General features: G+C 42.6%; 10 protein-coding genes and 4 pseudogenes. 10 read left to right on the forward strand and 4 right to left on the reverse strand.

Features of this window, described 5'->3' with window-relative positions:
• Positions 1-509: 509 nt before the first annotated feature.
• Together secA and prfB are read left to right on the forward strand one after the other, a co-directional pair.
• A pseudogene (gene secA, locus RCG23_RS14940) lies at positions 510-3,023 on the forward strand (preprotein translocase subunit SecA).
• 178 nt (positions 3,024-3,201) lie between these two features.
• Positions 3,202-4,305 (forward strand): annotated as a pseudogene (gene prfB / locus RCG23_RS14945) (peptide chain release factor 2).
• Positions 4,306-4,777: 472 nt separating this feature from the next.
• On the opposite strand, the gene RCG23_RS14950 reads toward prfB, so the two are convergent.
• From RCG23_RS14950 to RCG23_RS14960, 3 genes are all read right to left on the reverse strand, one after another.
• On the reverse strand, positions 4,778-5,845 hold the full coding sequence (locus tag RCG23_RS14950; protein WP_308176370.1) for an HD-GYP domain-containing protein: 1,068 nt from the start codon (positions 5,843-5,845) through the stop codon (positions 4,778-4,780).
• Between the two features lie 235 nt (positions 5,846-6,080).
• On the reverse strand, positions 6,081-6,758 hold the full coding sequence (locus tag RCG23_RS14955) for a DsrE/DsrF/DrsH-like family protein (RefSeq protein ID WP_308176371.1): 678 nt from the start codon (positions 6,756-6,758) through the stop codon (positions 6,081-6,083).
• Between the two features lie 35 nt (positions 6,759-6,793).
• Positions 6,794-8,518, reverse strand: a complete 1,725-nt coding sequence (locus RCG23_RS14960; RefSeq protein ID WP_308176372.1) for a CoA-disulfide reductase — start codon at positions 8,516-8,518, stop codon at positions 6,794-6,796.
• Between the two features lie 257 nt (positions 8,519-8,775).
• Between RCG23_RS14960 and RCG23_RS14965 the strand changes: the two genes are divergently transcribed.
• Together RCG23_RS14965 and cccB are read left to right on the forward strand one after the other, a co-directional pair.
• Complete coding sequence (locus tag RCG23_RS14965) at positions 8,776-9,639, forward strand: YitT family protein (RefSeq protein ID WP_308176373.1); 864 nt, start codon at positions 8,776-8,778, stop codon at positions 9,637-9,639.
• 50 nt (positions 9,640-9,689) lie between these two features.
• Positions 9,690-10,010: a cytochrome c551 gene (gene cccB, locus RCG23_RS14970; protein ID WP_308176374.1), complete on the forward strand. Its 321-nt coding sequence runs from the start codon at positions 9,690-9,692 to the stop codon at positions 10,008-10,010.
• A gap of 637 nt (positions 10,011-10,647) precedes the next feature.
• Here cccB and RCG23_RS14975 read toward each other — a convergent pair.
• The gene (locus tag RCG23_RS14975) at positions 10,648-11,181 is read right to left on the reverse strand and encodes a YceI family protein (RefSeq protein ID WP_308176375.1); all 534 of its coding nucleotides are present in this window, start codon (positions 11,179-11,181) and stop codon (positions 10,648-10,650) included.
• A 400-nt stretch (positions 11,182-11,581) separates the two neighbouring features.
• Between RCG23_RS14975 and ftsE the strand changes: the two are divergent.
• The 6 genes and pseudogenes from ftsE to RCG23_RS15005 all read left to right on the forward strand — a co-directional run bounded on the left by ftsE (position 11,582) and on the right by RCG23_RS15005 (position 19,690).
• Positions 11,582-12,267, forward strand: a pseudogene (gene ftsE, locus RCG23_RS14980) (cell division ATP-binding protein FtsE).
• Positions 12,257-13,150 carry a permease-like cell division protein FtsX gene (gene ftsX / locus RCG23_RS14985; RefSeq protein ID WP_308176376.1) on the forward strand — a complete coding sequence of 298 codons (894 nt, stop codon included), beginning with the start codon at positions 12,257-12,259 and terminating at the stop codon, positions 13,148-13,150. The pseudogene ftsE and the gene ftsX overlap by 11 nt, the downstream one beginning before the upstream one ends.
• 151 nt (positions 13,151-13,301) lie before the next feature.
• The gene (locus RCG23_RS14990; RefSeq protein WP_308176378.1) at positions 13,302-14,624 is read left to right on the forward strand and encodes a murein hydrolase activator EnvC family protein; all 1,323 of its coding nucleotides are present in this window, start codon (positions 13,302-13,304) and stop codon (positions 14,622-14,624) included.
• Positions 14,625-14,861: 237 nt separating this feature from the next.
• Positions 14,862-16,317: pseudogene (locus RCG23_RS14995) on the forward strand (S41 family peptidase).
• 533 nt (positions 16,318-16,850) lie between these two features.
• On the forward strand, positions 16,851-18,008 hold the full coding sequence (locus RCG23_RS15000) for a PDZ domain-containing protein (RefSeq protein WP_308176379.1): 1,158 nt from the start codon (positions 16,851-16,853) through the stop codon (positions 18,006-18,008).
• Between the two features lie 158 nt (positions 18,009-18,166).
• Entirely contained in the window at positions 18,167-19,690 is a 1,524-nt protein-coding gene (locus tag RCG23_RS15005) for a methyl-accepting chemotaxis protein (RefSeq protein ID WP_308176380.1), read from the forward strand.
• Positions 19,691-19,746: the final 56 nt, after the last annotated feature.

Here is a 19,746-nt window from a genome sequence, read left to right on the forward strand (position 1 = left end):
AAATCACTTTATTTCATATTAACCTCTCTAAGGGTAGTATCTAATATTGCGTCAGTATTTTCCAATGTACAATTTGTGAATAATTTTCCGGGTTGAAATCTCGAATTCACTCTACTGAAAACACTGTGAAAACGTTGGTAAACAAGGGGTTGGATTAACATTATAAAGGTAGTGTTAATGTGAATAAGATTTTATTTTTATACAAAAATAAGCGTTTTCATACACCATCCTTCGGGGTGCTTCCAAAACCCAAAATTCATCAATAAATGATATTCGAGTTAAGGGCTGATACCACTTCGATTTTTGACAAAAATAAACAAACATAAATTTCGAATTTAATAGACGAAAATAGCAAATAAACTTCCTAATGTTGTCACTGTATGGCGGAAGTGGTAAGATGGAGGGAGAAAATAACGAATGATTATTAAAGGATTCCGCCGTTTTAAAGCGAATCTTTTTTCTTTAGACTATTATTCACAAAGGAATCTCGATTAAAAGGAGCAATGTTCATGCTTGGGATTTTAAATAAAGTGTTTGATCTAAATAAACGTGAAATCAAGAGGCTGACAAAGTTGGCGGATCAGGTAGAGGCACTGGCTGCTGATACTGAAAAATTGTCTGACGACCAGCTTCGTGAAAAAACAGAAGAGTTTAAGGCCGCTATCAAAAAGGCGAAACACTCGATGATCTGCTTGTAGAAGCATTTGCGGTTGTCCGTGAAGGCGCTCGCCGAGTACTAGGCCTTTATCCATACCATGTTCAGCTTATGGGGGGCGCGGCTCTTCATGAAGGAAACATTTCCGAGATGAAGACCGGTGAAGGTAAAACCCTTACAGCGACGATGCCAGTATATTTGAATGCCATTTCCGGCAAAGGCGTGCATGTTGTTACTGTCAACGAATATCTTGCCAGCCGTGATGCTTCTGAAATGGGTGAGCTGTATGAGTTCCTAGGTTTAACAGTCGGTTTAAACCTGAACAGCATGACAAAAGAGGAAAAGCAGGAAGCGTATGCCTGCGATATTACTTATGGAACGAACAATGAATTCGGATTCGACTATTTGCGCGATAACATGGTTCTTTACAAAGAAGAAAAGGTTCAGCGCCCGCTCTTTTATGCCGTTATCGATGAAGTGGACTCGATTTTGATCGACGAAGCGCGTACTCCGCTGATTATTTCCGGTACTGCGCAAAAATCGACTGCCCTTTATATGCAGGCTAATGCCTTTGTCCGTACTTTGAAAAAAGACGTCGATTTCACTTACGATGAAAAAACAAAAGGCGTCATGCTGACTGAAGAAGGTATCAGCAAATCAGAACGCGCTTTTGGCATCGAGAACCTTTTCGATATTTCACATGTAACCTTGAACCATCATATCAACCAGGCGCTAAAAGCGATTGTCACGATGCACCTGGATATTGATTATGTTGTTCAGGAAGGTGAAATTGTCATCGTTGACCAGTTCACCGGGCGTTTAATGAAGGGCCGCCGCTACAGCGAAGGCCTGCACCAGGCGATTGAAGCGAAGGAAAGGCCTGGAAGTACAGAACGAAAGCATGACACTTGCGACCATCACATTCCAGAACTATTTCCGTATGTATGAAAAGCTTTCCGGTATGACCGGTACTGCGAAAACTGAAGAAGAGGAATTCCGCAATATTTACAATATGAATGTTATCGTTATCCCGACTAACAAGCCGATTATCCGTGACGACCGCGCCGATTTGATTTACGCGTCGATGGATGGGAAGTTTAAGGCAGTTGTTGAGGATATCGCTGAGAGACACGCAAAAGGCCAGCCAGTTCTTGTCGGTACGGTTGCGATTGAGACATCTGAGTTGATTTCAAGATACCTTCAGAAAAAAGGTGTCCGCCATAACGTCCTGAACGCGAAAAACCACGGCCGTGAAGCGGAAATCATTGCAGAAGCAGGCCAGCAGGGCTCTGTTACCATTGCGACCAACATGGCAGGACGTGGTACGGACATCAAGCTTGGCGATGGTGTAAGAGAATTGGGCGGACTAGCTGTTATCGGTACAGAACGCCATGAATCGCGCCGGATCGATAACCAGCTGCGCGGACGTTCAGGTCGTCAGGGAGACCCGGGGATTACGCAGTTCTATTTATCAATGGAAGACGAGCTGATGCGCCGTTTCGGGTCCGATAATATGAAAGCGATGATGGAGCGTCTTGGCATGGATGATACACAGCCAATCCAGAGCAAGATGGTCTCCAGAGCGGTTGAATCTGCGCAAAAACGCGTTGAGGGCAACAACTTTGATGCGCGTAAACAGCTATTGCAGTATGACGACGTTCTGCGCCAGCAGCGTGAAATCATCTACAATCAGCGTAATGAAGTTCTTGAATCCGAAAATCTTCGCGACATCGTCGAGGGGATGATTCAAAGAACGATTAAGGATGTGGTCGATGTCCATACGCCTCGCAATGAAGAAGAGGACGAATGGGATCTTCAAAGCATCATCGATTATGTGAATGCCAGCCTTCTGCATGAAGGTGACGTGACGCTTGCGAACCTAAAAGGCAAGGATCCGGAAGAAATGTCAGAGCTTATTTTTGCAAAAGTGAAAGAGCGCTACGATGAAAAAGAAGAGATTCTGACTTCTGAACAAATGCGCGAATTTGAAAAAGTAATCGTGCTTCGCGCGGTTGACTCTAAATGGATTGACCATATTGACGCGATGGACCAGCTGCGCCAGGGTATCCACCTGCGTGCGTACGGCCAAATCGACCCGCTTCGCGAATACCAGCATGAAGGCTTTGCGATGTTTGAAAGCATGGTCGGATCGATCGAAGAGGATGCAGCCCGTTATATCATGAAGGCTGAAATCCGCAACAACCTGGAGCGCCAGGAAGTAGCGAAGGGTCATGCAGTGAATCCGAAGGAAGACGGCGAAAAGATCAAGGCGAAGCCGAAGGTCAAATCCATTGATATCGGACGCAACGAGTTATGCCACTGCGGCAGCGGCAAGAAGTACAAGAACTGCCACGGAAATTTCGAGTAAGATATTTGCAAAAGAGAGCATGGCTCGGCGCCAGCTCTCTTTTGGTTTGTTAAGTAATTAGTGGATGGCTTTTTTGCCATTTTTGAATTTTTTCAGGCATAACCGTTATAATGATTAAGAACTGACAGCGGAATAACGAATAAAATACGATACAGAAATAAACTTAGAGGTGAATGTAATGGAATTAGCAGATATCCGAAATGAACTTGAAAAGACAGCTAAAATATTAGCGGACTTTAGGGGGTCTCTTTGACCTAGAAAACAAAGAAGCACGTATAGCCCAGCTTGATAACGAAATGCTCCATCCTGACTTTTGGAATGACCAGCAGGCTGCCCAGACGGTTATCAGCGAGTCGAATGCCCTGAAGGACCAGGTCCACGAGTTCCATGATCTTTTTGAAACGTTTGAGAACCTGGAGCTGACCTATGAGCTTGTAAAAGAGGAAAGTGACGCTGAATTGCAGGCAGAGCTTGAACAGGAATTGGAAAAGCTGACTGGCCGTTTAAATCAGTTTGAATTGGACCTTCTTTTAAGTGAGGAATATGATAAAAATAATGCCATCCTTGAATTGCATCCAGGTGCCGGCGGAACTGAGTCACAGGACTGGGGCTCCATGCTCCTTAGGATGTACACACGCTGGCCGAGAAGAAGGGCTTCAAGGTCGAAACGCTTGATTACCTTCCTGGTGACGAAGCGGGCATCAAGAGTGTTACACTTGCGATTAAAGGCCACAATGCCTACGGCTATTTAAAAGCGGAAAAAGGCGTACACCGCCTGGTCAGGATTTCCCCATTCGATTCATCGGGCCGCCGCCATACCTCCTTCGTTTCCTGTGAGGTTATGCCGGAGCTGAACGATGACATTGAAATCGATATCCGTACTGAGGATTTGAAAATCGATACGTATCGTGCAAGCGGCGCAGGCGGACAGCACATCAACACGACCGATTCCGCGGTAAGGATTACACATACACCAACAGGCGTAGTCGTGAGCTGCCAAACAGAGCGCTCCCAGATTAAAAACCGTGAGCACGCGATGAAAATGCTGAAAGCCAAGCTTTATCAGCGTCAAATTGAAGAGAAGGAAAAGCAGCTGGCGGAAATCCGCGGCGAGCAGAAGGAAATTGGCTGGGGAAGCCAAATTCGTTCCTACGTCTTCCATCCGTACTCCATGGTCAAGGACCATCGCACAAATACAGAGGTGGGGAACCTACAGGCTGTAATGGATGGCGACCTTGATATTTTCATAAACGCCTACCTGCGTTCAAAACTTTCCATGTAAAAAATAGAGCCTTTGCCGCATCTGGCAAAGGCTTTTTATATTAAGCACTCTTCTTCTTTGATCGTTCACACAGCAGCTTCAGGATAAACTGCTTGTCCTGCGCACTTAACATTCTCCAGCTTCCTGCCTTAATCTTCATGAAAAACACCCCTTATTCAGATTTATTATCTTCAAGCCATAATAGTTGAATTTTCGATGGTGTATCACGTGTTGGCATTTCATACTTAGATAATACCGCCATTTTCCGGAAATGAAACAACAAAAATTCCTACAAATACCGACGGCAGGCCTGTTGAACGCTGTAGGCATAGCGAATTCGACGGAAACCAGTCCATTCGTGTCAAAACCTACCGAAAAATAATGGAAAAAGCCGCCTTAAAGGCGGCCTCCACACTCAGATATACAAATTCAAACGAGATTCTTCAGCATGCTCTGAATTCCGCTTGGTTACGCCATGGAGCCTGAGTTAATTTTATTCTTTATTTCTCTCAATAATGGCATCACATTTCATGATCATCACATTAAGAGAAGCCATTAAATCAATATCGTAAAATTCCCCTATAGAGAGCTTTTTACCTGTATTATCTTTAAAAATGCGTACCTTTGGCCGCTGTGGATGTTGTTTGTCATGTCCGATGACGACTCCTGTTTCCCCTGTATTGAGAATGACAGTAACCCCAATTGGATAAATGGCGACAGCATGCTTAAAAGCTTCAACAACCTTTTTGTGATATCGCGTAAAAGTTCTGCCAACAATGACTTCCATTGCCTCGTGAGGCAATAAGAACTTCTTCGTAATTAAATAATCAAATGCTTCTGCCACACTGACTATTTTTGCATACAGATGGATATTGTTCCCCTTTAAACCTCGAGGGAAGCCAGTGCCATCTACATTTTCATGATGTTGATAGGCACAGTGGGCAATAAGCAGATTGAATTCACGCTCTGCCCTCAATAATTCAAAGCCTATCTCGGGATGCTTTTCCCATTCAATTTCATCCTTTGATTTATTGAATTTTCCAATGTCGTGGAAAAGGGCACCCAAGCCTAAAGTCTGGAGTTCCTTTTCCTTAAGGCCCATATACTTCCCCATTGAAATAGAATAGAGACTTGTGTTTATGCTATGTTCAAAGGTTTCTCCGCTTGATGTTTGCATATGGGTAAGCAGATTCAATAGGTGTTTGGAATTTTGCATTTCATTTAGTATTTCATTAAAAACATCTGTAAGGTTTTTTATTAATCTAACCCGTCCTACACCATTGTTTTTCCTGGTTTTATTTTGTTTAAGATCTGTAAATACTTCCGCTAGTTTTTCCGTTGTTTCAAAACGGAGCTTAGGGGAAATAGTATCTTCCACCGCTATATCCTCTGTCATTTCTGATTTTACATAGACATGATTTATTTTCTTATCCTTCAGCCTATTGATAAACAGGGGCGAAAGAACTGTTCCCTCATTCAATAAAACCCTGTTGTTTTCATCAAAAATAGGTTTTGCTAGGATTAGGCCATCTTCACAACCAACAAGAGAAACCAACCTCATTTTATGCCCCCGTATGTAATATAAAGTAGATGTCAGAATAATTTTGTCATTATTGCATACAGCTGTCGATACCCAAATGAATATTTTTTTGAAAAATATGATTTATTATTTTTTTCCCAGACCGAACCCCATCTTTTATAGGTAACTTCTTCTCCTGAACGAGACAATTAATAATGGCAAAAAAAGCTGGCTCGAAAGGTCCTATTTATTGACCTTGAGCCAGCGTGCTGCACACCTAGATAAACAAATTCAAACGGGATTCTTCAGCATCTCCCAAATAGGAAGCGACACCGCCGATATCCACGCCATCGATCAATTCCTCCTGTTTAATGCCCATAATGTCCATTGACATCGAACATGCGACAAGTTTTACGCCGGCTTCCATGGCATTTTTCATTAACGTTTCAAGGCTATCGACATTCTTTTTCTGCATGGCATGGTTAATCATCTTCGCTCCCATGCCGGCCATATTCATTTTAGAAAGCGGCAGCTCATTCACTCCTTTAGGCATCATCATCCCAAACATTTTTTCCATCATATCCTTCTCGACATGTGGAGAATCACTGCGGCGAAGGACGTTTAATCCCCAGAAAGTAAAGAACATCGTCACTTTTTTGTCCATGGCAGCTGCCCCGCAGGCAATAATAAAGGACGCAATCGTTTTATCGAGATCTCCGCTGAAGACAACCATGGTCGTGCCATCCTTGGCATTGGATACTGTCAAAGGTGCTGAAGATGCATCGCCCTTTTGAATAAATGCTTTGAATTTTTTATCTTCAAATTTTGATTCAATCAGCGGATTTCCGGTTTTCTCTGCCCAAGCTTTAATGTCCTTCGCGAACCCTGGATCTGTTGCATGGACTTCCAGCACATCCCCGGCCTTCATCCCATCAATCGTTTTATAAACCTGCATAATCGGCTGGGCACTGCACCTGCCGCATGCATCGACTAAAATGGTTTCAGAAGGTTTGGTATGCTGGCGACTCCCGAATCACTGATAGGGGTGCTGCAGTTGTTTAATTTAGCAGGTTCAAAAACACAGGAATAGGTTTTATAGCCGCCATCCAGGTTTTTCACCTTGATGCCATGCTGGGTAAGGATACGTGCCGCTAAATAGCCGCGCAAGCCTACCTGGCAGGAAACATAAACCGTTTCATCCTTTGGAAGTTCATCGACTCTGTCGCGAAGTTCTCCTAATGGTATATTAATGGACCCTTTAATGAAGCCCATTTCCCACTCAATGGGTTCGCGGACATCTATTAGGAGTCCACCATTTGCCACGATTTCATCTATTTCATGCCATTGGACCGTTTCCACGAGTCCTTCGGCAATATTGGAAGCTGCATAGCCAGCCATATTGACGGGATCCTTGGCTGAAGAGTAGGGAGGTGCATAGGCAAGCTCTAAATCAGGCAAATCAAAAATGGTCAGCCCCCCTTTGATCGCGGTTGCGATGACATCAATCCTCTTATCGGCGCCATCATATGAAACAGCCTGCGCTCCAAAGATTTTTCCGCTTTCTTTTTCAAAAATCAGCTTCAATGCGATAGGAAAAGAGCCAGGATAATAACCGGCATGTGAACCAGGGTGAACATGGACGACTTCATAGACAATTCCATGCCGTTTTAATGTTTTTTCATTGTTTCCTGTTGCTGCCACGGTCATATCGAAAACCTTGGCAATTGATGTTCCAAGTGTTCCAGGGTATCTGGATTTAATGCCATGAATATGGTCAGCGGCGATTCTGCCCTGGCGGTTAGCCGGCCATGCAAGCGGGATTTGTGTCGGCTGCCCATTGATGAAATCCTTCACTTCAATGGCGTCTCCGATTGCATAAATGCTAGGATCCTCAGTTTGTAAGTATTCATTTACCTGAATACCGCCGCGTTCTCCAATTTGTAGACCTACACCAATGGCGAGCTGGTTTTCCGGCTTCACACCGATCGCAAGGATGATCATATCTGTGTCAATTGCCTGGCCGCTGTTGAGCCTGACGACCTTCCCGTTATTTTCAAAAGCAGATACGCCGTCTTTAAGAATTAAGTTAACTCCTTTTTCACGGAGGTGTGCTTGTAAAATTGATGCCATTTCAAAGTCGATAGGTGCCATGATTTGATCTGACATTTCGATTAAGGTTACTTCGATGCCCAAATCCCAAAGGTTTTCAGCCATTTCAATTCCGATGAATCCGCCGCCAATGACAGTTGCCTTTTTAGGCTTATGGTTATCGGTATAGGCTTTAATTTTGTCAGTGTCCGGAATATTTCTTAATGTAAACAGTGCTTCCGCCTCTTCGATGCCTGGAATGGCAGGCTTAATTGGACTCGCTCCAGGTGAGAGGACAAGATAATCGAATGATTCTTTATATTGTTCGCCAGTTTTTAAATTTTTGACGGAAACGGTTTTGTGTTCTCTGTTAATGTCGATTACTTCGCTAAGGTTACGGATGTCGAGATTAAACTTTTTAGACATTCCTACTACAGTTTGTACTAAAAGCTTGCTGCGGTCAGCAATCGTGCCGCCTATATAATAGGGGAGACCGCAATTTGCGAAGGAAATGTATTCGCCCCGTTCAAACATGATGATTTCTGCCTGCTCATCCAATCTGCGCAGTCTTGCCGCTGTTGTAGCGCCGCCCGCGACACCGCCAACGATTATAATTTTCTTTGCCATAATTGAAGCACTTCCTTCAAATGTTTTTCTCTACATGGATAGTATAAATTTTTATGTTATATAGGGGTAGGGGTATATAAATAGTGTCAAAAAATGTTCACACTTCCATTCACCAATTAGACAAACATGGAATCCTATTTATTACGTTAAAGCAGTAATCTGTTGGCATTTACACCTTTTTTTAGCCATGCTATACTCACTTTCGGCTAGAAAGTAAACACTATAAAGGAAATTATTATTTAAGGGGTTATGCTAACATGAAACGGAAACGGACTTTCCATGTCAATTCCGGCGCGGAAATCGCACTTGAATATGTATTTGTATTAATAGGTTCAGCTATAATCGCACTTGCTTTTAACGTCTTTTTGCTTCCTAATAAAATTGCGTCCGGAGGCGTCAGTGGTATCAGTACGATCCTTCATTCAACTTTGGGGTGGGAACCGGCTTATGTCCAATGGGCATTCAATATCCCGCTCTTCATAGCGGGTGTTATTTTCCTCGGCAAACAATTTGGAGTGAAAACGCTTGTGGGCACTATTTTTCTGCCGGCAGTGGTTTTTCTAACTAACGGAGTGGAACCATGGACACATAATTCGCTCCTTGCTGCCTTATTTGGAGGAATTGGTGTCGGCCTGGGGCTCGGGATTGTTTTCCGAGGCAGGGCTTCAACAGGAGGAACAGACCTGGCCGCGCAAATCATCAACAAATATACAGGCTTCACTCTTGGTACCTGTGTCGTCCTGATTGACGGGCTGATTGTTTTAACAGCAGCTATGGTGTTTGATATAGAACGTGGTTTATATGCGCTTATCGCACTGTATGTCACCAGTAAAACAATTGACCTTGTGCAGGTCGGTTTCGGCCGGTCTAAGATGGCTATGATCATTACCAATAAGCAAGAAGAAGTTCGTGAAGGAATTTTGAATAAAATTGACCGTGGTGTGACAAAACTATCAGCATATGGGGGATTTACCGATCATGAACGTCCGGTGCTCATGTGTGTCGTCGACCAGACAGAGTTCACCAAATTGAAACAATTGGTAAAAACCCTTGATCCATCTGCATTTGTGGTCGTAATGGATGCAGCAGAAGTACTTGGTGAGGGTTTCAAACGGGCTTAGTATTGGTATAATTATCTAGGATTTCAACTTTTTAAAGGGGGGAATAGAATATGAAAACAAAGCTACTTGCACTGATGATGGGAACTTCACTTGTGCTCGCTGCCTGCGGCGGCGCAAGTGATAATAAAGGTGGCGGCAATGATACGGCGTCTGGCGGCGATGCGGAAAAAATCTTCTCGCAAAAATGCTCTACCTGCCACGGTGGAAATCTTGAAGGCGGAATGGGTCCTAAACTAGCTGATGTTGGGTCACGCTTAACAAAGGATCAAATCAAAAACAAGATTGAACACGGCGGAGGCGGCATGCCAGAAGGCCTGCTCAAAGGTGCCGAGCTAGATAAGGTTGCGGATTGGCTGTCTAAGAAAAAGTAAATAGTGCGAAAAGCGTTCTGTACATAGGTATAGGGCGTTTTTTATTTGTGTAAAATCTCGATATTCATGTAAATGAGAGAGGATAGTACGAGTATTTCGTTCCCGCGAAATAAATGATCATTCCCGCGAGATTATTGCAACGTTCGCGAGATTATCGTGAAATCAGGCGAGAAAATACAAAATCGCGCGAGAAAAACTTCAAAGCCCGCGAGATTATGAAAAAATATAACCGTATAAGTATTCATAAGGAGGCAGAATAGCCCATCTGCTGCGTGCTCAATAATAATTTGCTTCTCTTCCAGGCTGTCAGCCGGAAGGGTTTTAATTGTTTTTCATAAAAATTGGCGGGGGAGAAGGAGGATGGGGTGTAGATGAGAGTGGGGGAGTGCGCATAAATAGGCGTTTTCATGTCAGGCCAAGAGGTAATTGTTAGTTGAACCCGTCCGCGCGAAATAAATGATCATTCCCGCGAGATTATTGCAAAAGTTCGCGAGATTATCGTGAAATCAGGCGAGAAAAATACAAAATCGCACGAGAAAAACTTCAAAACCTGCGTAAATCCGCCATTCTAATAGAAAACAAGCCAAAAAAAAATTCAGGCGCCGCATCCGGCCGCCTGAATTTCCATCGATCTCTATTATTCAGCTTTTGCTGCCTCAATTTGAAGGGAGATTTTGACTTTATCGCCAACAAGGACGCCGCCTGTTTCCAATGCGGAATTCCAGGTTAAGCCGTAGTCGCTGCGATTGATTATGCCTTCAGCGCTGAAACCTGCTTTTTCATTGCCCCATGGATCTTTGCCCTGGCCTTTGAAAGTAACGGTAAAGGTTTCAGATTTTGTTACGCCGTGAAGAGTTAAATCGCCTGTTACGGCATATTCACCTTCATCCTTTTTCGCGATGGAAGTGGACTGGAATACCAATTGCGGGAATTGCTCCACGTCAAAGAAATCTGCTGTTTTTAGGTGGTTGTCGCGGTCAGCATTACGTGTATCAACACTCGATAGGTCAACTGTGAAACGGATGTCTGCAGTTGTCAGGTCTTGCGGATCCGCTTCCACTGCTGCTTCAAATTGATGGAAAGTACCTTTTACGTTAGCGATCATCATGTGGCGCACTGAGAAATCAATGCTGCTGTGAGTTGCGTCTACTGCCCATTTTGAATTTGCCATATTTATCTCCTCCAATATCATCATTTATCTCAAATTAAAGATAACTTAATTCAAGATAAATTATATGTTCCCGGCAAGGAAATTGTCAACTCATATTTCTGAAAATTTATAATTTTATCCAATGCAACTAAAACTCTTGATCTATGATTTTCTTCTTTAAAAAGGGAGAATTCTCTTAAAAAAAACATTTGTCGAAAGAAAAATTTGTCAGACTAGTTGTAAAATTGTCTAAAAATAGCTATCTTGAAAAGAAACTGTAATATTTTTACCGGTTTTTTCGTAGTTTTAGATGTTATAATGTGTTTGTGCGAAAAAACACACATTTTGTCAATTGGGAAATTTATTATTTAATACCCAATCTAAACCTTTCTAGGAAATCCAAAATCTCAGGTGATTATTAATGATAGAAATGCAGGAAGTGTATAAAAAATATCCCAATGGCGTAACAGCCATAAATGGAATTAACGTCCGGATTAATCAGGGCGATTTTGTTTATGTCGTCGGCGTAGTGGAGCAGGTAAGTCCACCTTTATAAAAATGATGTACCGCGAGGAAGTTCCAACAAACGGTGTCATCATGGTGAATGGTGTTAATATAGCAAAATTGAAAATGAAGAAGGTTCCTCTTTTTCGCAGAAACATCGGGGTAGTCTTTCAGGACTTCAAGCTGCTGCCCATGCTGACCGTTTATGAAAATGTCGCATTTGCACTGGAAGTAATTGAAGAAAATCCGAAGTATATCAAAAAGCGGGTAATGGAGGTTCTTGACCTCGTGAATTTGAAGCACAAGGCTAGAATGCTTCCGACTGAGCTTTCAGGCGGGGAACAGCAAAGGGTGTCGATTGCGCGTTCGATTGTCAATTCGCCGAAAGTGGTGATCGCGGACGAGCCGACAGGAAACCTTGATCCGGACACATCTTGGGAAATCATGAATATCTTCGAGGAAATCAATACCCGGGGAACAACAGTTGTAATGGCAACGCATAACAAGGAAATCGTTAACACGATCAAGCACCGCGTCATAGCTATTGAAAGCGGGAAAATAGCTCGTGATGAGCAAAGGGGTGAGTACGGTTATGAAAGTTAGAACCCTTGGCCGTCATGCCCGAGAAAGTATAAAAAGCATTACCAGAAACGGCTGGATGACATTTGCTTCTGTCAGCGCCGTAACAGTTACCCTTCTTTTGGTCGGTGTATTTTTCGTTATTATGATGAATCTCAATAAAGTGGGACAATCCATTGAAGAGGACGTAAAAATCCGCGTACACATCGATGTTGCTGCTAATAAACAAGACCAGCAGAAATTACAGAATCAGATTGAACAAATTCCAGAGGTAGAAAGCGTCCAGTATTCTTCTAAAGAACAAGAGCTTAAGGATCTAATCAAAAGCCTTGGTGACGAAGGAAAAGCGTTTAAACTTTTTGAACAGGACAATCCGTTAAACGATGTATTTATCGTAAAAACGAAAAAACCGACAGATACGATGAAGGTTGCAAAACAAATAGAAAAAATGAATTACACTGCGAAGGTTCGATACGGTCAGGGGCAGGTTGAAAAATTATTCAAGTTTATCTCAGCCAGCCGGAATGTCGGACTTGCCTTAATCATCGGCCTATTGCTTACAGCTGTGTTCTTAATCTCTAATACTATTAAAATTACGATTGTCGCACGAAGAAGAGAAATCAGAATCATGAAGCTTGTAGGGGCTACAAATGCATTCATCCGATGGCCGTTCTTTTTGGAAGGTTTGTGGCTGGGCATTTTGGGAGCGATTATCCCTATTGTGCTCGTTTCAATGGCTTACTTCTATGCTTATGATTATCTCGCACCAAAGTTAAAAGGAAACTTCATTCAAATCATCCCTTATGAGCCGTTTATGTATCAGGTTTCTGCGCTGCTCGTGATTATGGGCGCTATTATCGGTGTATGGGGAAGTATGATGTCAGTCAGGAAGTTCCTGAAAATCTAGCAGACAAAAAAAATCCGGTTGGGCAGGGGGGCTGGTCCTTCCGGATTTAATCTAACTAATTTGACGTATCATCAACATAAAAAGTTACGATTCATCAGTTTGTAGACGATTTACCTGTACATAGGGTTACTTGGAAAGGAGAAATCGGAAATTGAGAAAATCATTTATTGCGCTTGCCGCTGCGGCAGCGGTAGGTTTGGGGAGTTTATTTGGGGGCTTTACGATTCAGACGGAAGCATCCACAAAGGTAGAATCATTAAAAGAGAAAAAAAATCAGGTTCATAATCAACGCTCAAGTGTTCAAACAAATATCAATAAAGCAGACCAGCAAATTGGCAATCTGCAAAACAAGCAAGCTGATGTAGAAAAAGAAATCGAGCGAATTGGACTGGCCATTGTCAGTACTAATCGGAAAATAACAGAGAAAACAAACAAAATTAACGATACAAAGGTTGAAATTCAAAAACTGCAAGCTGATATTGTCGTTATAAAGGAACGCATCAAAAAAAGAAATGAAATGTTAAAGGACCGTGCCCGCAACTATCAGGAAAATGGCGGTATGGTCAATTACCTTGATGTATTAATGGGATCCCAAAGCTTCAATGACTTTGTTGACCGTGCTAATGCGGTCGCAACGATTATGGAAGCCGACCAGGATATCCTGAAGCAGGCCGAAGCGGATAAAGCCGAGCTTGAGCAGAAGCAGAAGAAGGTTGAAAATGACCTTGCTAACTTGCAGAGTATGCTAAGTGAGTTAACAAGCATGAAACTAAAACTTAACGGCCAGGTTGCTGAACAAAAGAAGTTAATGGCTACTCTTCAAACAAAGGAGCATGAAGTCAGCGAACAAAAAATGGCGCTCCAGGAGGAAAATGACCTTTTAGCTGCCCAGGAGGTTGCTATTCAGCAGGCGATCAAGCTTGAACAGCAGCGTGCAGCACAGCGCGCGGCAGAATTGGAAAGACAGCGTAAGGAAGCAGCGCGAAGAGCCGCAGCGGCTGCAGCAGCTGCTCAAAACAGCGGCGGAAATTCATCTTCACAACCAAGTGAACCTTCATACGAAGCGCCAACCTCCAGTGGAGATTGGATTAAACCGACAATTGGACGAGTATCATCCGGTTTCGGCTCACGTTGGGGCGAATTCCATTACGGAGTCGATTTTGCAAATTCAGGATCAAATGTTCCAATCTTTGCGGCAGCAGATGGTGTAGTGATTAGATCTTATCTATCCAGCAGCTATGGTAACTGTATCTTTATTGCCCACTCCATTAACGGCGAAGTATACACAACCGTTTATGCACATATGCGAGTGCGGTTAGTTCAGGGCGGAGCGGTTTCAAAAGGCCAGCAAATCGGAATCATGGGTAGCACTGGCGAATCAACAGGCCAGCATTTACACTTTGAACTCCACCACGGCTCATGGAACCAGGCTAAATCAAATGCAGTCAACCCGGCTGCCTATATTCCAATGTAGTTTTTAAGGGAGAAGCAAATGCTTCTTCCTTTTTTGTGTCCTAATATTTATTTAGACTAAAAAAGCTTATAGAAACATCGAATAGGCAAATTTTTTAAAAAATATGGCTTGTTCTTTTAATTTTTCATAACTCGTCCTTCTTTCACATATATGTTAGTAACCAGACATGGGTCTTAGGCCGATGTCCTTTTTTAAGCAAAGGAATTGGTTATGAGTGAGAATAGAGGGGGTTATTGAATGAATCGAAAGTGGATCGCCCTGCTGATGGCAGGCTCCCTGCTTACAGGGCAGGTGGCACATATGCTGGAATGTTATGGCTGAAGCCTGATACGGAACCGTCTTTACCTGAACAAACCGTTACAGAAAAGCAGAAAACACCAGCCGGGGAAAAAACAGATACAGAAATGCTTGCTAAGGTCGGCCAGGCGTATGACCTGATATTAAACCGCTATGTTGAAAATGTGGACCGTGAAAAGCTTACGGAGGGGCGATTCAGGGCATGCTTGCCGTGCTGAAGGATCCATATTCAGTTTATATGGATAAACAAACCGCGAACCAGTTCAACCAGGCGCTCGAATCCTCCTTTGAGGGTATTGGTGCCGAAGTGGGTATGGTGGAGGGGAAAATTGTCATCGTTTCACCATTTAAAAATTCACCAGCTGAAAAGGCTGGATTGAAGCCGGATGACCAAATTTTAAAAGTGGACGGGCAGAGCCTTGATGGGATGGATCTCAGTCAGGCTACACAAAAGATTCGCGGCAAAAAAGGAACATTTGTAAAGCTGGAAATTAAACGGAAAAGTGCAAACGAACCGATTAGCATCAATGTAAAGCGCGATGAAATTCCGCTGGAAACAGTCCATTCCGATTTGAAAAAAGTGAACGGCAAAAATATCGGCTATCTGGAGCTCACTTCTTTTTCTGAAAATACAGCAGCTGACTTTAAAAAACAATTAAGCACATTGGAGGGAAAAGGGTTAAAAGGGCTGGTAATTGATGTGCGCGGCAATCCTGGCGGGCTATTATCAAGTGTCGAGGATATCCTTCGCGAGCTGGTAACCGATCAAAAGCCAATGGTCCAAATTGAAACACGGACAGGCAAGAAGGAACGTTATTTTACCAATTTGAAAAAGGAAAAAGATTATCCTGTAGCGGTCCTCGTGGATAAGGGAAGTGCTTCTGCCTCAGAAATTCTGGCGGGAGCGTTAAAGGAAGCGGATCATTATCCGCTCATCGGAGTAAAAACGTTTGGCAAGGGGACAGTCCAGCAGGCCGTGCCAATGGGGGATGGAAGCAATATTAAGCTGACATTATTCAAATGGCTGACTCCGGACGGAAATTGGATTCATAAAAAGGGTATCAAGCCAACGATAGAAGTCAAACAGCCGGAAATTTTTGAAACCCATCCTCTTCAAGTGGAGAAGACACTTCGCCCTGATATGAATAATGAGCAGGTGAAGAATGCCCAGCAAATTTTAAAAGGCCTTGGCTTCAGTCCTGGAAGGACAGACGGCTATTACAGCTTGGATACATCAAGGGCGGTAATGGCGTTCCAGCAGCATTACGGAATGAGTGCTACTGGTACAATCGGTCCAAAAACGGCTGCCAAGCTGGAAGACGCAGCCCGTGCCGAGATTAAGAAAGAGAAAAATGATTTGCAGCTGCAAACAGCGTTGAAGCTGCTGGCGAAATAGTTTTGTATGGTCAAAGATAGAATTTCAGCCTCAGGCGAAATAAATACTAAAACCCGCGAGATTATTCCAAATTCGCGCGCGATAATCGTGAAAGCTCGCGAGATTAATAGCAAAACCGGCGAGAAAAACAGAGAAACCGGCGAAAATAAGGCTTTCACCCGAAAAAAACATTAAATTTGTTGCCCTTCCGGCTATTTGCCGGAAGGGTTTTTAGATTATAAATAGAAATTGGCTTGAATGAGGAGAGTGACGCACCGAATAGGAGCAGAACGGCCGTAAAAAAGTGATGATGACCCTTTCAAATTTGACTCTACTTCCTGATATTTAGAGAAAAGACATCATCTTGAGAATTTTCCTGCTTTTTCTTTTTGTTTTCAGAAACTATCAATATGTTTTATGGCAGCATTTTGGTAGAATAGGCTTTAAGCTAGTAAATTTAAGAAATCTTCACTCGCCGTGTTCGTTACGCAGGGCGATACTATATTTTATTTTAAAAATAGAGGTTGGTGGCGAGATTGCTGCAGGAGTGGCTTGTGGAATTAGTAAAGGGTATTGGCAAGTTTTTTCTTCATCCAGTTTTTTATTATCTCGTTATTCTGGCCGGCATACTGGGTGTCATGAGGGTGAAGCGCGAGCGGAAGAATTTTCACGTCAGGGCATATGATGCATACTTTGAACTGCGGCAGCTTTTCCCGCTTGGTTTCATCATTGGTCTTGGAGTTTCGATCCTTGTCCTGGCGGCGGGGATTGCTGTACCGATTTCCTTGATATTGCTGGTCGCTGCGTTCACCTTCCTGTGGAATCTGACGGCCAATATTCGGTTAATGGCTCCCGTCTATACGATTGGTGCCGCGTTTTATGCGTTAATCATCATTTCTCAACAAAAAATCAAGATGCCGATTTTTGCAAGTTCTTTTGAATCAATTGATAAGCAGGCTTATCCGCCAATTGCTATCTTTTTAGCTCTTTTACTGATTGCGGAAGGAATTCTTATTTTTAAAAATGGCAGTTTTGGCACATCTCCGAAACTAATCAAGAGCAAGCGCGGACAGCGGGTCGGCGCGCATGAAGTAAAGCGGTTATGGATTCTTCCTGTGTTTATGCTCATCCCTGGGAATGCCCTTCATCTGCCGTTTGACTGGTGGCCAGTATTCTCCATCGGCGAAGAGAAATTTTCACTTCTTCTGGTGCCTTTCGCTGTCGGCTTCCAGCAGCAGATTCAAGGCATGCTCCCGAAGGAAGCGGTACGGACGCTAGGGAAAAGGGTTATTGGATTGGGGATATTCATTACGCTCCTTTCCATCGCTGGATACTGGTTCCCGCTCGTGTCTATTGTAACGGTGGGGATTGCTTTAATCGGTCGTGAAACGCTGTCTTTAATCCAACGAATGAGGGATGAAAATAGTCCATTTTATTTTTCGAAAAAAAATCATGGGCTGATGATTCTCGGAGTCCTTCCCGGCTCACCTGCTGACCGTATGGCGCTTCAGGTAGGGGAATTGATCACGAAAGTAAATGGTGTTCCTATTCATGATGAGGGTGCACTTTATGGCACCTTCAAAAAAACAGGGCGCACTGCAAGCTTGAGGTCATCGACACGAACGGCCAAATCCGTTTCGTGCAGAGAGCCTTATACGAAGGCGATCATCACGAACTTGGTATACTATTTGTCCAGGATGAGCGGAAGTTGATGGAGAAGATAATCTAAAAAAAACCCGCCTCAAGTAATCTTACTTGGGGCGGGTTTTTTTTTGAAATTTTGCATGCACTCTTATTAGCACATTTAGATTTTTCTAAAAGTATAGATTCCAGTAGAATGGTGCTATATCAACAATAAAGGGTGAATTTCATGCTTCAGAGGAAAAACAAAATTATGTTTTATTTTAGTATGTTCGTCGTAACTCTGGCTATCATTACTCATGTTTTACACAGAGTCTTTCATATTTTTCAAGACCAAATTCTCCTATTACAAGGACACGGAGAGGTTGGTGAAATCTGGCTTGTTAATACTTTATTCCTCCTCCCGATAGGTTTTTTAATAGCGGTCATTTGGTTCTTGCGAAAAAATAGTGAACATCGATATATTCCCTGGCTTATTATGCTTACGATCACTTTTGCCTCAATTTCAATCATTGCTGGAGGGAATGGATTAGTAGAATACCATTTTTCAATTTTTATGGTGCTTGCCAGTCTTGCTTATTATCAAAGGCTGAATTTAATAATTTGCAGTACAAGCATATTTGCAGCACAGCATCTTTTAGGCTACTTTACCGCGCCTGAAATCATATGTGGCACAGGCAATTATTCTTTTGGCTTGTTGCTGATCCATGCACTTTACTTAGTTTTTACTTCGACTGTTATCTGCATTCAAATATACTCATACAACTTAAATACAGCTCAGCTGCAGCAGGAAAATATAAAAAAAGAAAATGTCATTAACAAAATAATGAGTGAAATGAAAAAAACATCTACAAAACTATTGCAAGAAGTGCAAACGATTGCCAGTGGGGCAAGTGAAACTTCTGACGCAAGCAGACAAATTGCCGCCTCAATTCAAACCATGGTAGCTGGAACGGAAAATCAAGCTCATTCTATCGAGGATAGTCAACAATTTTTAGAACAGGCTACAAATGATCTTCAGCAAATTAATTCTATTACGCTAAATGTAGCTCAATCTTCTGAAAGAACAAAAGAAGAAGTGTTAAAAGGGGAAGAAAGCGTAGAAAAGATTAGAACCCAATTGGATGTAATTAAAGCAAACGTTCTTCAAATGGATGAGGTAGTTAAAACCCTGGAACGACGTTCGAATGAAATTAATAATATTACAAAATATATTTCTGATATTGCGTCTCAAACAAACTTACTTTCTCTAAATGCTGCCATTGAATCTGCACGTGCTGGTGAGGCTGGAAGGGGATTCGCAGTTGTAGCCGAAGAAGTAAGAAAACTGGCAGTCCAATCAGAAGAATACACGAAGCGAATCAATACTATAATTAGCGAGACAGTAAGTGAAACATTGGCCATTCGAAACGTAATCGAAGCAGGCAAGATAGAAGTAGATAAAGGGGAAATTTATTCAGAAGAAACGAGCAAGGTACTTGGAACTATCTCAGCTGCTTCCAAAGATGTCGTCAGTCAAATTGGAAATATGGCTGCGAAAATCGAAAACATTGATGCTACTTCTCATTTATTGAGTAAGTCTATGAAAGAAGTGTACTTCATTGCGGAAACAAATCGTCAGGATTCAGAAAACATTGCGGCAGCTTCTGAACAACAACTAGCCACAATGGAATCATTAAATGATTTATCAAAAACATTAGAAACTATTTCGTTCTCGCTAGAAAATTTAGTAACAAGCTTAGTAGAACGATGAGAGAAAAACAAATAATTTAAAAAAGAGGATTTTTCAAACTTCATTATTTCTGCACA

This window comes from Neobacillus sp. PS3-34 (assembly GCF_030915465.1).
GTDB lineage: Bacteria > Bacillota > Bacilli > Bacillales > Cytobacillaceae > Neobacillus_A.

Bases quoted from the DNA above. Each gene is read 5' to 3' on its own strand.
- RCG23_RS14950 (WP_308176370.1), bottom strand. From the start codon at position 5,845: ATGAGGTTGGTTTCTCTTGTTGGTTGTGAAGATGGCCTAATCCTAGCA.
- RCG23_RS14955 (WP_308176371.1), bottom strand. From the start codon at position 6,758: ATGCAGGTTTATAAAACGATTGATGGGATGAAGGCCGGGGATGTGCTG.
- RCG23_RS14960 (WP_308176372.1), bottom strand. From the start codon at position 8,518: ATGGCAAAGAAAATTATAATCGTTGGCGGTGTCGCGGGCGGCGCTACA.
- RCG23_RS14965 (WP_308176373.1), top strand. From the start codon at position 8,776: ATGAAACGGAAACGGACTTTCCATGTCAATTCCGGCGCGGAAATCGCA.
- cccB (WP_308176374.1), top strand. From the start codon at position 9,690: ATGAAAACAAAGCTACTTGCACTGATGATGGGAACTTCACTTGTGCTC.
- RCG23_RS14975 (WP_308176375.1), bottom strand. From the start codon at position 11,181: ATGGCAAATTCAAAATGGGCAGTAGACGCAACTCACAGCAGCATTGAT.
- ftsX (WP_308176376.1), top strand. From the start codon at position 12,257: ATGAAAGTTAGAACCCTTGGCCGTCATGCCCGAGAAAGTATAAAAAGC.
- RCG23_RS15005 (WP_308176380.1), top strand. From the start codon at position 18,167: ATGCTTCAGAGGAAAAACAAAATTATGTTTTATTTTAGTATGTTCGTC.